Origin of the sequence: Candidatus Kapaibacterium sp. (genome assembly GCA_023957315.1) — a bacterium.
Taxonomy (GTDB): Bacteria; Bacteroidota; Ignavibacteria; order Kapaibacteriales; family UBA2268; genus PGYU01.
Genome location: JAMLHE010000002.1, coordinates 195,119 through 209,165, shown reverse-complemented (window position 1 = coordinate 209,165; position 14,047 = coordinate 195,119). Strand labels below are relative to the sequence as shown.

Below are 14,047 nucleotides of genomic sequence, written 5' to 3'. Positions count from 1 at the left end.
TTTTTCCTTAATTTAAGCATAGTTTGAAATACATTTTTGGAAAAAGACATGAAAAGAGTTTTACTTCTTGTAGTTATAGCTTATTTATTAGCTTCCGCTTTTGCAAATGCCGAACCTGACCCACGATTTTTACGTTCAAGCGATTTTGCAGTTTTGATTAATGTTGAAATTGATGAACAAGCACCCTCAATCACATTGAAATGGAAACATAACGAATTGGCGAAGAGCTATTTCATATTTAAAAAATTAGTGAAAGATAATTTTTGGAGTGCGAATCCTATTGCAACACTTGATAGCAATATTACTGAATTTACAGATAATGCTGTTCAAATTGGTGTGGAATACGAATATGAGGTACGAATGCTCTTCCTTGTTTCAATTGGGTCCAATGATGACAGTCAAGTCGGTCAAATGATGGGCTTCGGTTATGCTTGTGCCGGAGTCAACATTGCTGCGAAGCATGACCATGGAACAGTATTGCTTGTAGTGGATGAAACTATGGCGACTCCATTGGAAAGTGAAATAGAGCGCCTTAAAGATGATTTACGTGGTGAAGGCTGGGGAGTAGATATGATTACGGTAGCTCGAGCAGAAGCTTTCAATGGTGCAGCAGTAATAGCTACTAAAAATCAAATTCTGGCTGCATATACAGCAAATCCGGCTATTAACACTGTTTATCTTTTGGGTCGAATTGCAGTACCGTATTCGGGAGATTTAGCACCGGATGCTCACGCAAACCATCGCGGTGCGTGGCCCGCTGATATATATTATGGCTATATTTCCGGACATCAATGGTTTACTGATGCATCAGTCAACGTAGTTGTAGAAGGGCAGCGAGAAGCTAATAAAAATGTCCCGGGCGATGGCAAATTTGATATTACAGAAATGGCGATTCCGGCGGAATTGGCTGTCGGCAGAGTTGACTTATACGATATGCCGCAATTTCACAATGAGGATAACGGATTAACAAATGAAACAGAACTTTTGAGAAATTACCTGAACAAAAATCATTTATATAGAACAGGTCAGCAACTTTTAGAAAAGAAAGGCATAATTGACGATAATTTCGGGGCGAATCCCGGCATTGAAACCTCTTTTTCATCAAGCGGATGGCGAAATATGGCATCCCTTCTTGGTAACGAAAATGTACAAGCGGCAGATTGGTTCACAACACTATCCACAAGCTCGGCACTTTGGGCTTATGGCTGTGGTGGCGGCAGCTATACCAGCGCCGGAGGAATTGGAAATTCCGAAAAATTTTCTAATACTCCTGTGAATTCTGTTTTCACTATGCTTTTCGGCTCCTATTTCGGCGATTGGGACAATAAAAACAATTTGCTGCGAGCACCGCTTGCGTCCAATCCTTCGGCTTTGACTTGCTCATGGTCCGGTAGACCACATTGGTATTATCACCACATGGGAACCAATCATTCAATTGGTTATTCGGCTTTGTTATCGCACAACAATAAAAATCTTTACAAACCAAGTATAGTATGGACAAGTCAATATCCAAATGGTGTGATTTATGCAATCGGTATGAAGCAAATTCATACGGCTCTTATGGGCGACCCAACTTTGACGATGTATTCGAATGAAGTACCCAAAGTGCCAAATCTTTCGGTAGTTGTAGATGAAAATGAAAAACAAGTTATCACTTGGGATGCTCCAAATAAGAGCGGCAATCTCAGATACGAAATTTACCGCTCAACATCCGAATACGGCATATTTCAAAAAATAAACACGACACCGGTGAGCGAGTTGACCTATACCGATAATTTCGATTATGACGGCAAAGTTTATTACTCCGTGCGTGCATCAAGCATTATCAACAACAACAGCGGCTCGTTTTGGGCGCTAAGTTTGCACAATGTTACTTCCGTTACACTTGTCAGCACATCCGTAGAAGATGAATTAGCCGACAATGTTGATTTGAAAATTTACCCAAATCCGGTAAGCGAATTGTTGAACATCAAATTCTCAACTCAAAAACTATGCGATGTCAAAATCGAAGTTACCGATTTGTACGGGTCATCGTTAATCACTTTGCTTGACAAAAGGTTGAGCTCCGGCACTCATTCAATATCTTGGGATATCAAGAATAAATCTAATCAGGTACTACCGCAAGGGGTTTACTTTGTGAAAATCATCAAAAGCGGTCAAGTATATATCGAGAAAATCAATGTAATTAGATAAATGTCAAAATTTTTAATTGTAGTTTTATTTATTTTACTCGCTCCGGCATATCTCGCATCACAAGGTTGCAGTGATGCCGGAGTTTGTAGTATGTTGGGTGATAAGGACATACAGCCCGAAGAAGAGAAATACATAGCGGGGCTTTCGCAATATTTTGGTGTGGGCGACGAAAACACCGTAATATTCAATACACTACTAACCTTCGATTACAGGTCTGAAAATATGGATGTATCGGTGATTCTCCCTTATGTTTACACGAATGGCAATCTCGGGACTTTGTCCGGTTTAGGCGATATCAAAATCGCGGCAGGATTTACTGGGTCGCTGAGTGAGGATGCCGCAATTAAATTTATTGCCGGAGTCAAATTTGCTACAGGCGAAGCCAACGGCAAAAAGTCAGGGCGTTCCTTACCAATGGTATATCAACCGGGTTTAGGAACAAGTGATTTAATGTTAGGCGCAAGCTTGAGACTCAGCACTTGGGTTTTCGGAGTGGGTTTCCAATTTTCCGATGATAGAACTTCTAACAAATTCCTACACGAGGATTGGGTGGACGAAGATGAAGCAGCTCTACACTACAACCAATCATTCAAGATGAGGAGAGGAATGGATTTCATGCTGTCAGTTGATAAATTTGTAAATTTCGACAAAACATCCATTTACGGAGGAATTCAAGTAATTCATCGCAATGAGGAAAACAACGTTCGACGTTATAATTTTGAAAGCGAAAAATATGAAATCACCGAGCAAAATCTTACGACAGTCAATCTCAGAGCAGGACTGAAAAATAATTTGACTGACTACGCAGCATTGCATCTTGAAGTAGCCTTGCCGATTCTGGCAAGAGACTATGCTGCAGACGGGCTAACACGCTCATTTTCAGCAGCATTCGGTCTGAAATTTAATTTATAACAATTACTTTTTCATGCCTGATTGGCAATCCGTCCCTGCTAATTCGGACGAAATATAAGCCTTTACTCAGCTTTGATATTCGGAAAAATATTTCGGTGGCTTCATTTCCTTGCAAATATTTACTCTGATTCATTTGAATAACACTTGTCAAATCAATCAATTCAAAAGAATAATTGCCACTTTGCTTCGGCAAATAAGACAGTGAAAAATGCTCACTTGCCGGATTTGGTACAATGTATAACTCATCTTTTTCAAAATTATCCGAAACTGATGTCAATAACATATCATTAGCGATATTGTAAATATTTCCGTTGACATCGCAGGCCCACAGCGAGTAATCGTTCGGGTCAACATCAATACCGCGAGCATTAATAAAATTTTGGGCGGTTGAAAGCGGAATGTCAGAAATGATTTCAGTTGGTGATGATGGCGAAAACACCAAAGCCGATGAACGATTCAAAGCATTAGCTATAAAAAGAGTTGATACTTGGTATAAATTTCCTTCATAAAATGTCATTCCACGCGGACCGAAAGTATTATCAAAAGGGTTTTTGAATGAATTTTTCACGGCAGCCGTTTGAGCATCAATCCGGAAAATCCGCCTATTCACATCACGCTCGGCAACGAACAAATCTCCATTGCTGTATGCAAGTCCTATCGGATAGCTCGTTGCAGGAGTAGCAAATTCGCGAATAAAATTGCCGTTGGTGTCAATAGTGATAATTTTGCCGCCGTTGCCGCTTGATTCGTTGAGCCGATGCAGATAAAGCAGGTCTTTCGATTCGTTGATTGTAATATCTGTGTAAAATTCCGAATATGGCAAAGTTAGCGATTTCGTGATTGTGAAATCTTCAAGATTTACCTTGTGCACTTGGTTGCCGCCGAAATCTGTCACCCATAATGAATTTCCGCCGTCATGCACAATTCCATAGCTTGCGATTGAAACATTGCCGGTTCGCAAAATAGCGCCCTTTTCCAATTTTTTGATGCTGAAAGAATTTGAAATTCTCGTGACGCCATCAATTGAGCTTCTAATTGAAATTCTCGCGGTCAATGCATCTAAATCCGGCACAGCCCACAAAAATGAATTCCCGTGAACACCGCTTGCGAGTTCAGTCCATTCTTGGTTTTCGCCAAATCGTACCGAAATATCAACAGGAGAGCGAAATCCCGACCAAGAAATACGAAAATCCGTTGTGCCGATTAGATTCTCTCCACCTGCCGGAGAAGTGATTTCCGTTGCTAATTGGGGCATATCGACTATATCGGCTTCCCATATCGAGCGCCCATGAGTTCCGGCTCGGAGCTTCATTTGCGGGAAGATTGTGGTATTATCGTGAATCAACAAATCAATCACAGGGCTGCGAGATAGAGAATGTCCGTACGGAAACCACACACCACCGCCGTCGTAGCTTGCATAAACGCCAATATCGGTACCGACAAATATTATATTTTCATCATTTGGGTGGAATTCTAAGGCATTAATCGGAACGTCGGGCAAATTTGAGCCAATATCAAACCATGAGACGCCCAAATCCGTAGTCTTGAACAAATGGGGCTTGCCATATCCCGAGAATGTAGCATATGCTGTTTCCCTGTCAATTTTAGAAAATTTTATCTCGGTTACTGTGCGCCTCGGCATTGGCGGAGCGTTAATTTGTTGCCATTCTTTTCCCGAATCGCTCGACCGAAAAATTTGCCCGATTCGGTTTCCGGCTAACAATATTTTCGCATCAAGCTCGGAAAATGCAATTGAAGTATGTTGGTGAGTGCCTCGCTGGGAAATCGGGAAAAAAGTATCGCCAAAATCATACGAAACATAAATTGCATGCAGTCCCAAGAAGATTCTTCTGAATTTTTTGTCTAACAAAAATGGCGAATGCCAAATTCCCGAATCTTGTGCAGGAATCTTATTGTACAGAAATTCCAAATCATTTTTACCGGAGGAATTGAATTTGTATTTGAATATTTGACCGTAGTATAACTCTCCGAATAAAATATTAGCGTTATCCGGATGAAGGAACAAATCAAATCCATCGCCCGAAATATATTTACCCCATTCGTTATTTCTGCTGCCGATAGTTCCATTGTCTTGGGTGCCGCCATAATCTCTATACGGCTGCATCAAATCGGTAGAAATTGCATAAAATTGAGTAATCGCCAAATTTGCATTGATGTCTTTCCAAGAAATTCCGGCATCGGAACTCATATAAATACCGCCGTCAGTAGCATTGTAAACAACGTTAGGATTAAGGGGCGAAAAAGCAGCATGATGATTATCCACGTGCATGCGTTCCTTTTGAGTATTATCAGAAACAGATTGCCATGAACTACCGCCGTTTGCTGTTCTCCATAAGTCAATTCCACCTGCAAGGACTATGTTCGGATTTGTGGGATGCACAGCCAAATAATTATTATAAAAACCTTGCCCTCTGAAGAAAGCATGGTCACCGTCGTGTACCATATTCCATTCATTGCCTCTATCCGTCGTTTTGAAGATTGCCGCTCGTGAATTGCTGCGTTCGACGAGTGCATAAGCAATTGAAAAATCTGATGCCGATGCTTGAACTGAAATCCGCCCACCGATATTTGTGATACCTGATGATTTTTTCGTCCAATTTTCGCCCATATTTCCTGTATAATAGACTCCATCGCCATTTACAGCGATGAACATTTCGTTCTTATTGGTAGGATTGAGCGAAATATCAGTAATATTTCCGGTAATTTTGCGATTCCAATTTTTGCCCATATCAAGAGAAATATAAAGCCCCCCGTTGCTTTCGGCACCACCGGCAATGATTAAATTACGGTCTGAAGGATGAACATAAATCTTAGAGAAAGCTCCCACATCGGGAAGTCCAATCAAATCCCAATTTTTACCGCCATTTGACGAACGATAAACCCCAGAGCCCAGATATGAAATACCGCCACCGATAATCATTTCGCCGGTGGCAGCGTAAATAATCTCAGGGTCAATAGGGTCGAGAGCTAAGGAGCCAAACGAAATGGAATTTTCGAAATCGAACAATGGAGTCCAATGCACACCGTTATCATGAGTTTTCCAAACGCCACCGGCTGCTGCTCCGATATAAATTTGTCCCGGATTTGAAGGGTGAACTACGATGGAACGGATTCTCCCCGAAATATTAAAAGGTCCGATACATTTCCACTCGGGTTGTGCAGACATCAATTCGGGAGATTTCCCGTATAGTTCGTGTCTCATCTTTTCGGATTGCTTAATCGCTTCTATTCTACGTACTCTCAGTTCGCCACCCTCACTTTCCCTCTCTTTCGCAAACTCAAGTTTTCTCATCAGCGGTTTGGGGTGCGGCAGTTCAATTCCATATATTGGGATAGCAAAGCAAAAAGTCAGTAAAAAAAGCAAAGTTTTTTTGAAAATCATCTCGGTTTCTGTCAAATCTTAATTATTAATTCAAAATTCATCGTTAAATTTGTTAATCGTTTATTATCAAACAATATTATAAAAACTCAAAACGTGAAAAAGTTTCAAAATACATTTCTATCCCTGATTAGCGGAATTTTGCTTGCACTTTCATTTCCACCATTGCCATTTTTTATGTTGGCTTTTGTGGCATTTATACCAATTTTGTTCATTTTCGCTTCGGAATCGCACCCACGCCGCATGTTCTTGAAGCTATATCTTACCTTTTTCATATATCATGCCGGAACAAACTGGTGGATAGGCAGTTGGCAAGCTGATACTGACCCGTATCTGACGGCATCTGCAATCGCACTCGCCATAGCGCATCCATTTTTCTTCATGATTCCATTCATTATTTTCAATATATTCAAACGCCGTTATTCAGCAACAGTAGCACTCAATCTATTTCCATTCATTTGGGTAGCATTTGAATGGGCACATTCCTTGGGCGAATTTTCATATCCATGGCTGACCTATGGCAATACGCAATTTTACAATTCAATTTGGATTCAATTCATAGATATTACCGGAATTTGGGGAGCATCGTTTTTAGTGCTTTCGGCAAATGTGCTGATTTTGAGAATTATACTCGAATATAGGAAAAGAAGTCAGATTGGGGCGGCAAATAGCAAATTCATACGGAAAGCATACATTTTATTAGCTGCAATTATAATTTTCCCGTTGATTTACGGAATATGGGCAAAATCTGAGTACAGTCACGACAAACTCAAACTCGAATATCCTTCGGCGAAAATTGGAGTTGTCCAACCAAATATTAATCCATGGAGAAAGTGGGAAGGTGGAGTGGATAGTCAAGTAATGATGCACTTTGCTCTTGAAGACTCGGTTAGAGCAGTCAGTGGTAAGCCGGATTTGTTCATTTGGAGCGAAACATCATACCCCAAGCATACAAATGTAGAAAACATTTACGAATATTACATGTTTTACGAGAGAGTTTTGGCTACGGGTGTGCCATTGATGATGGGATTTGCCGAAATTAGATTTTTTGAAGATAGCCTCCAAACTCCTCCGACTGCAAGAGTCTATCCTTGGGATTCGACTCAGATATACGAATCATACAATTCAGCGATGCTGGTCAACCCTGTGCAATCGTCCGAGCCACAAACATATAGGAAAATGAGATTGACGCCTTTTGCTGAGCGAATGCCCTATGCCGAATATTTGCTTTTCATGCGTTCGTGGTTTGAATGGGGAGTTGGGATTTCCGCTTGGGGACGTGGATTGGAGCAAATAAATTTACTTGTCGAAACGGAAAATGCAAAATTCCAAATTGCCCCAATTATTTGTATCGAATCAATTTATCCGTCGTTTGTCGCGGAGTTTACAGCCAAAGGTGCAAATGTAATGTCGGTAATCACAAACGATGCTTGGTATGATTACACTCCGGGACCTGAGCAACATTATATTATAGCTGCTTTGCGAGCAATCGAAAATCGCCGATATTTGGCACGTTGTGCTAATAGCGGCGTGTCCGGCTTCATAACTCCAACAGGCAGTTCAATTTCCATTCTGCCTCAATACACTCGAATAGCATCAATCGAGCAATTGCCCTTGATGGACAATCTCACATTTTATGTCCGCTACCGAGATTATTTGCCCATTGCTTTTTCATTGATTTTACTTATTTCGCTTTTATTCTCATTTTTCTCAAAAAAGAATCAAGAAAAGCGTCAATAGTACGATATAATAGTATATTAGTAAAGTATTTTGATAAAAAAAGGGCGAACATATCACAAAACGCATCATAATACCGGTGCAGATCGGTACTTGATAACCTATGCGGATTTGATTACATTGCTGTTGGGATTGTTTGTGGTACTGTACTCGACTGCACAGGTGGACCAAGAGAAGTTTAAGGAATATGCGGCTGCATTCTCGGGTTATTTCAAATCTTCGGATAAGTCTCCTTTAGATGGTGGCAGCGGTGTTTTGGAAGGCATGAAGGATGGAGTGCCTGAAGCAATTTTGCCTGAGGCATCGTCACGCAATATGGAAGAGATTTCCGAAGAACTCGAAGAGAAATTAGCTACTTTTATTGAAGCGGGTGGAGTAGCTATCGAACGTAATGATTCGGGATTTAAACTGATTATGCAGGAGAAATTGCTTTTCCCGTCCGGAAAAGCCGAACTTGTTCCCGATGGCAGTCGTGCATTAGATTCAATTTCGTCTATTTTAAGCAATTGGCAATTGACAATCGAAATTGATGGGCATACAGACAACGTGCCGATAAAAACTTTTCAGTACGAATCTAATTGGCATTTGTCTTCGGCGCGGGCTGTAAACGTTGCATATTCGATGATACGAAAAGGAGTGCCCGATTACAACTTGGTGATTCGCGGATTCGGTCCTCAACGCCCGATTGCCGACAACATAAGCCCCGAAGGGAAAGCTCGAAATCGAAGAGTCGAAATTAACATCGGACCTTTGACCGGAGACATGCCTTCGACGGACGGATATAAAAATAATCAAGAAATTGAAAATTAGCACGATATTTGCACTAATATTTTTTAATTTCAGAAATCTTTCTTAATTTTAATAGTATGACAAATAATAAATTGCGAAATAAATTGAAAATATGAAGAAGATTACAACTTTGCAATTCGGTGACATCGAAATTGAGGATGAACACGTAATTCATTTCCCCGAAGGTATTTTAGGATTCGAGGATTTGAAAAATTATGTGCTAATCAGTGAGGAAGAAACAGTGCCATTCAAATGGTTGCTGAGCCTCGAAAGTCCCGACATCGGATTCCCACTACTAAGCCCTTGGTTGCTTGAACTTGACTATAGCCCGGGCAATCATTTCGATTTCAATATTCAAGCGCTTTTTGTCATCATCACTCTCGAAGACGAACTTGGCAGAATGACAGCCAATTTGAAAGCTCCGGTCGTGGTGGACGTAAACAAAAAAACCGGCGAGCAAATCATATTGACTACCGATAAGTATTCGACAAATCACCTTATTAGCAATAATAAAACTGCTACAGGAGCGACGGAGTAAACGATGCTGGTATTGTCAAGAAAAATTGGTGAAGTAATTAATATCGGCTCGACTGTGACGGTTACTGTGTTAAGTTATGACAGAGGCGTAGTAAGATTGGGCATCGCTGCTCCAAAAACGGTAGCTGTACACCGTAAGGAAGTTTACGATAAAATTATTGAGATAAACCGTCATGCCGCAAGAACCCAAATCGTAGCTCTGAAAAATGCGATTTCTGCAAGCCAAGTCACTTGGGGCACAAACGACACAGACAAAGTAAGCCAAATCAATGTAGCCTCCAAAATCCAATCCAACAAGGAAGATTCAAATGATTGAGTATTCTACTCTTGTAATTGATGATGACATATGGATGCAAAGAATTTTATCTAAGACTTTGCAAAGCTACGGATTCAAAAAAACTTTTCTTGCATCTAACGGATTTGACGGCATAGCTCTCGCAGTAGAGCACAGACCACACCTAATAGTCTTGGATATATTGATGCCAGAGCTTTCAGGACATTTGACTTTGAAAATACTGAAGAAAATTCGTACAACGCAAAATATCCCCGTTTTGATGGTTTCAGCTTTATCCGATGTTGAAAATTTAGGTTTAGCCGTCAAAACAGGCACAGCCGGTTTCATTTCCAAGCCATTCACACGCGCTACAATTTATGACAAATTGCTCGATGTGTTTGGCAAAGATAAGCTCGATATGGTTGCGAAGGGCGAATACTCCGGCGAATTGCAACCTTCGGAAGATTTCCTCAAAAATAATGATTCCGAAGATATTTTAAAAACAAGGGTTACACCTAAAATACAATTAGCCGAAAAAGAGAAAAGCAGTTCTAAAACTTCTGTCAAACAAGACCAACTCTTACAACATTATCAAGACGACGAAAAACGCAGCATCGAATCAATAAAGAAAATGCTCTTGAAATCCAAAAAATAGGAGTTCTAAATGATAGTAAATTTTTCCCTTTTGAATGAATTGTTCAGAGGATTTCATATCCAACGCTGGAACGATAGAATTCGGGCAATGGATTTAATCGAAATGGACAAACACGCCCACAAAATGATTATAGCATATTGCCTTGCGAAATACGAAGAATCGAGGGGAGCCAAAATTGATTGGCAAAAAATCATCAAGTTTGGAATTTACGAGCTAATCAGGCGAATCGTCATAAGCGACATCAAATCCCCGATTTACCGTGAAGTCAAAAAGAACAAAAAAGTTTTCGAGAAGCTTAACCAATACGTCTATACGCAATTAGAGCCAAAAATCGAAAGCAAGATTTTGCTCGATGAAATTGCCGATTTTTTGTTCACAGAATCCGACCCGAATGAAATAAGTATGCGAGTGCTCGATGCGGCTCATATTTATGCAAGCTATTGGGAATTCCAGATAATCAAACAATCTAATCCTTTTAATTATCAAAATATTAGAATCGAAACAGAACTTTTGAACAGCATTGCCAATTTCAATGATTTAATCGGAATTCAGCGGCTAACCAATAAGCACACAATTTCAAATTTTGTAGATTTATGCGGACAATTGAGATTCCAAATCCGCTGGGCACAAGTCCCGCGAGTGCCGAAAACAGCAGTTTTGGGGCATACTTTGCTGGTTGCGACAATAGCATATTTCTTTGCTCGCGAAAATAACGCATGTCCGCAAAGGCTTTACAACAGCTTTTTCGGAGGGCTCTTCCACGATTTGCCCGAAGCCGTCACTCGTGACATCATTTCACCTGTAAAACGCTCGTCGGACGAATTTGACAATCTAATCAAAGAATTGGAAATGAGTCTCGCCGAAAAGGAAATATTCCCACTAATTGAAAAAAAATGGATGGAAGAAATCCAATACTACGTTCTGGACGAATTCAAAAACAAGATACATCTTAACGGAAAAGTCGAACTCGACAATATTTCAATTGATGATTTGAATTCAAAATATAACGAAGACCGCTTTAATCCTCACGACGGCGAGTGCATCCGGGCTGCCGACCAGTTAGCCGCATTTTTGGAGGCATGGAATTCGTGCTCGGCAGGAATCAAGACAGAAGAATTGAGCATGGCTGCACAAAAAATCAAAGATGATTACAAAGACAAGATGCTCGGCAACGTTTCAATCAAGACTTTGTATTCCAATTTTCAGCATGTGTGTTAGAGATAGAGAAATTTTAAATCAAAAAGCACTCTTCACGTCTAAAAAATGTTATTATTAATTTAAGAAAAATTGATGTTCAAACGAATACTGATTGCCAACCGTGGCGAAATAGCGGTCCGAATAATGCGTTCATCCCGAGAAATGGGAATTGAAACCGTAGCAATATATCACGAAATTGACCGGACGGCACAATTTGTAAATTATGCTGATTATGCTTATCGCGTCGAAGGCGAGACCCCGAAAGATGCCTATCTCGATATGGCTCAAATCATCGAAATAGCAAAGAATTCCGATGCCGAAGCAATTCATCCGGGGTACGGATTTTTGTCCGAACGAGCCGAATTTGCCAAAGCAGTCACAGATGCCGGGCTTAAATTCATAGGTCCCTCGCACACTTCAATCGAAATGATGGGCAACAAAACCCGCGCTCGCGAACTGATGTTCAACGCCGGAGTGCCGATTGTGCCCGGAACGAAAGAAAAAATCACCGATACCGACCGCGCCATTGAAATAGCTACAGAAATCGGCTATCCAATTTTGCTCAAAGCTGCAGCTGGCGGTGGCGGCAAAGGAATGCGGAAAGTATTTGAATCAAGCGACCTTGCCCCATCTTTGGAAGCTGCCAAGCGTGAAGCTATGAAGGCATTTGGCGATGAATCGGTTTATATCGAAAAATATATCGAAAACCCTAAGCATATCGAAATACAAGTGCTTGCCGACGAACATGGCAATTACATTCATCTCGGCGAACGCGATTGCTCTATTCAACGTCGCCACCAAAAAGTTATCGAAGAGGCAACTTCAACTGTACTCACACCCGAACTTCGCGAAGAAATGGGCAAAGTAGCAGTTGAAGCAGCAAAAGCATGCAATTATGCAAATGCCGGAACAATCGAGTTTTTGCTTGACAGGAACAAAAACTATTATTTCCTCGAAATGAATACGCGTTTGCAAGTGGAGCATCCCGTGACTGAATTGGTGACAGGAATTAACCTTGTAAAAGAGCAAATCAAAATTGCATATGGACAAGTCTTGTCCTACAAGCAGGAAGATATTAAGCTAAATGGTCATGCCTTGGAATGCCGGATTTACGCAGAAGATTCCTTCAATGGATTTTTGCCCGACACAGGCAAAATTTCATACTATCGCCAACCTGCCGGATACGGTGTGAGAGTTGATTCGGGCGTCGAAACAGGCTCGGAAGTTACGATACATTTCGACCCGATGCTCGCCAAGTTGATTACTTTCGGTCGCGACAGAATCGAAGCGATTAATCGTATGGAAATGGCGCTGCGAAATTACAAAATCAAAGGTGTTCGGACGATTATTCCGTTTTTGCTCGCAGTAATGCAACATCCGGAATTTCGCTACGGATATTTCGACACAGGATTCATCGAACATTCATTCGATTTTGAATCGCTGAACCGAATGAAAAACGAACACGAGGAAATCGTTGCCGCAATTGCAACTTGGGGCTGGAAAATGTCCCAAAATGCAAATCGTGCCACTGATACACAGCCGAAAATCAGCAAATGGAAAGAGAAAAATTTATACTTGCGCCGTTTAGTTTAACGAAAATCAAATGAGAAAATGGAAAATTTAGTACTTAAAATAAATAATAACGAATACAAAGCACATTGTGAAACTGATTGCCACAAATCGGTAATCATCAACGATAAGCAATACGAAGTGGAATTGCTCAAAAAGTTTTCCGACAATGTTTTTTCATTCATCGTAAACAGCAAAATCTACCAAGTAGAACTATTCGTGAATGACCGCAATACCATTACCATCAGCTTGAACGGCATGGACTACAAAGTTGATGTGACTGATTCGACCACATATTTACTCGAAAAATTTATCCGTCAATCAGGCAAAGCAGCAGGCTCAGGAGCAGGAATAGTCAAGGCGCCAATGCCCGGATTAATCATCAAAATCTTCGTAGAAGAAGGCATGACCGTAGTTCCGGGAGAAAAGTTGCTAATCGTAGAAGCTATGAAAATGGAAAATGTACTGAAATCAACTATTGCAGGGAAAGTTGTTTCGTTGAAAGTTCAGGAAGGCAGCACCGTTGACAAAGATTCAATATTAATCGAAATTGAACCCTCATGAAAAAATTCGCCCAAATAGCCGATATTTTCAAGAGACCCGGATTGAATTACGTCTCATATATCAAGGACGAAGAATCTGCGGGTTATATAATGGCATATTACGATGAACCGCTGAAGCCGCATACGCAAACAGATTGGTTCTTAGAACTCGAGGATTTGATTCGTTTAGCGGAAACAGAATTGGGTATAGACCCGGAATCGTGGAAGGATTAGATTAGCGT

The 14,047-nt window shown here is 40.8% G+C and carries 11 protein-coding genes and 1 pseudogene; 11 read left to right on the top strand and 1 reads right to left on the bottom strand.

Going from position 1 to position 14,047, the window contains the following annotated elements; genetic code table 11:
• The first annotated feature begins 48 nt into the window (after window positions 1–48).
• The gene (locus M9949_02690; protein ID MCO5250312.1) at window positions 49–2,193 is read left to right on the top strand and encodes a T9SS type A sorting domain-containing protein; all 2,145 of its coding nucleotides are present in this window, start codon (window positions 49–51) and stop codon (window positions 2,191–2,193) included.
• The gene (locus tag M9949_02685) at window positions 2,194–3,105 is read left to right on the top strand and encodes a hypothetical protein (GenBank protein ID MCO5250311.1); all 912 of its coding nucleotides are present in this window, start codon (window positions 2,194–2,196) and stop codon (window positions 3,103–3,105) included.
• Here the strand turns inward: M9949_02685 and M9949_02680 are convergent.
• Window positions 3,095–6,508: a T9SS type A sorting domain-containing protein gene (locus M9949_02680; protein ID MCO5250310.1), complete on the bottom strand. Its 3,414-nt coding sequence runs from the start codon at window positions 6,506–6,508 to the stop codon at window positions 3,095–3,097. The two genes, M9949_02685 and M9949_02680, sit on opposite strands and share 11 nt — an antisense overlap.
• Window positions 6,509–6,601: 93 nt before the next feature.
• On the opposite strand from M9949_02680, the gene lnt reads away from it, so the two are divergent.
• From lnt to M9949_02635, 9 genes and pseudogenes are all read left to right on the top strand, one after another.
• Entirely contained in the window at window positions 6,602–8,245 is a 1,644-nt protein-coding gene (gene lnt / locus M9949_02675) for an apolipoprotein N-acyltransferase (protein ID MCO5250309.1), read from the top strand.
• Between the two features lie 30 nt (window positions 8,246–8,275).
• On the top strand, window positions 8,276–9,052 hold the full coding sequence (locus M9949_02670) for a flagellar motor protein MotB (protein ID MCO5250308.1): 777 nt from the start codon (window positions 8,276–8,278) through the stop codon (window positions 9,050–9,052).
• 91 nt (window positions 9,053–9,143) lie between these two features.
• On the top strand, window positions 9,144–9,569 hold the full coding sequence (gene fliW / locus M9949_02665; protein MCO5250307.1) for a flagellar assembly protein FliW: 426 nt from the start codon (window positions 9,144–9,146) through the stop codon (window positions 9,567–9,569).
• Between the two features lie 3 nt (window positions 9,570–9,572).
• Window positions 9,573–9,725 (top strand): annotated as a pseudogene (gene csrA, locus M9949_02660) (carbon storage regulator CsrA).
• A 151-nt stretch (window positions 9,726–9,876) separates the two neighbouring features.
• Window positions 9,877–10,497 carry a response regulator gene (locus tag M9949_02655; protein MCO5250306.1) on the top strand — a complete coding sequence of 207 codons (621 nt, stop codon included), beginning with the start codon at window positions 9,877–9,879 and terminating at the stop codon, window positions 10,495–10,497.
• 9 nt (window positions 10,498–10,506) lie between these two features.
• Window positions 10,507–11,715, top strand: coding sequence for an HD domain-containing protein (locus M9949_02650; protein MCO5250305.1), 1,209 nt, complete (start codon window positions 10,507–10,509; stop codon window positions 11,713–11,715).
• 72 nt (window positions 11,716–11,787) lie between these two features.
• Complete coding sequence (locus M9949_02645) at window positions 11,788–13,287, top strand: acetyl-CoA carboxylase biotin carboxylase subunit (protein ID MCO5250304.1); 1,500 nt, start codon at window positions 11,788–11,790, stop codon at window positions 13,285–13,287.
• Between the two features lie 18 nt (window positions 13,288–13,305).
• The gene (locus M9949_02640) at window positions 13,306–13,827 is read left to right on the top strand and encodes a hypothetical protein (protein ID MCO5250303.1); all 522 of its coding nucleotides are present in this window, start codon (window positions 13,306–13,308) and stop codon (window positions 13,825–13,827) included.
• Complete coding sequence (locus M9949_02635; GenBank protein MCO5250302.1) at window positions 13,824–14,039, top strand: hypothetical protein; 216 nt, start codon at window positions 13,824–13,826, stop codon at window positions 14,037–14,039. The genes M9949_02640 and M9949_02635 overlap by 4 nt, the downstream gene beginning before the upstream one ends.
• Window positions 14,040–14,047 lie beyond the last annotated feature (8 nt).

Coding starts and splice junctions, on each gene's coding strand:
- M9949_02690 (MCO5250312.1), top strand. CDS start 49: ATGAAAAGAGTTTTACTTCTTGTAGTTATAGCTTATTTATTAGCTTCC.
- M9949_02685 (MCO5250311.1), top strand. CDS start 2,194: ATGTCAAAATTTTTAATTGTAGTTTTATTTATTTTACTCGCTCCGGCA.
- M9949_02680 (MCO5250310.1), bottom strand. CDS start 6,508: ATGATTTTCAAAAAAACTTTGCTTTTTTTACTGACTTTTTGCTTTGCT.
- fliW (MCO5250307.1), top strand. CDS start 9,144: ATGAAGAAGATTACAACTTTGCAATTCGGTGACATCGAAATTGAGGAT.
- M9949_02655 (MCO5250306.1), top strand. CDS start 9,877: ATGATTGAGTATTCTACTCTTGTAATTGATGATGACATATGGATGCAA.
- M9949_02650 (MCO5250305.1), top strand. CDS start 10,507: ATGATAGTAAATTTTTCCCTTTTGAATGAATTGTTCAGAGGATTTCAT.
- M9949_02645 (MCO5250304.1), top strand. CDS start 11,788: ATGTTCAAACGAATACTGATTGCCAACCGTGGCGAAATAGCGGTCCGA.
- M9949_02640 (MCO5250303.1), top strand. CDS start 13,306: ATGGAAAATTTAGTACTTAAAATAAATAATAACGAATACAAAGCACAT.
- M9949_02635 (MCO5250302.1), top strand. CDS start 13,824: ATGAAAAAATTCGCCCAAATAGCCGATATTTTCAAGAGACCCGGATTG.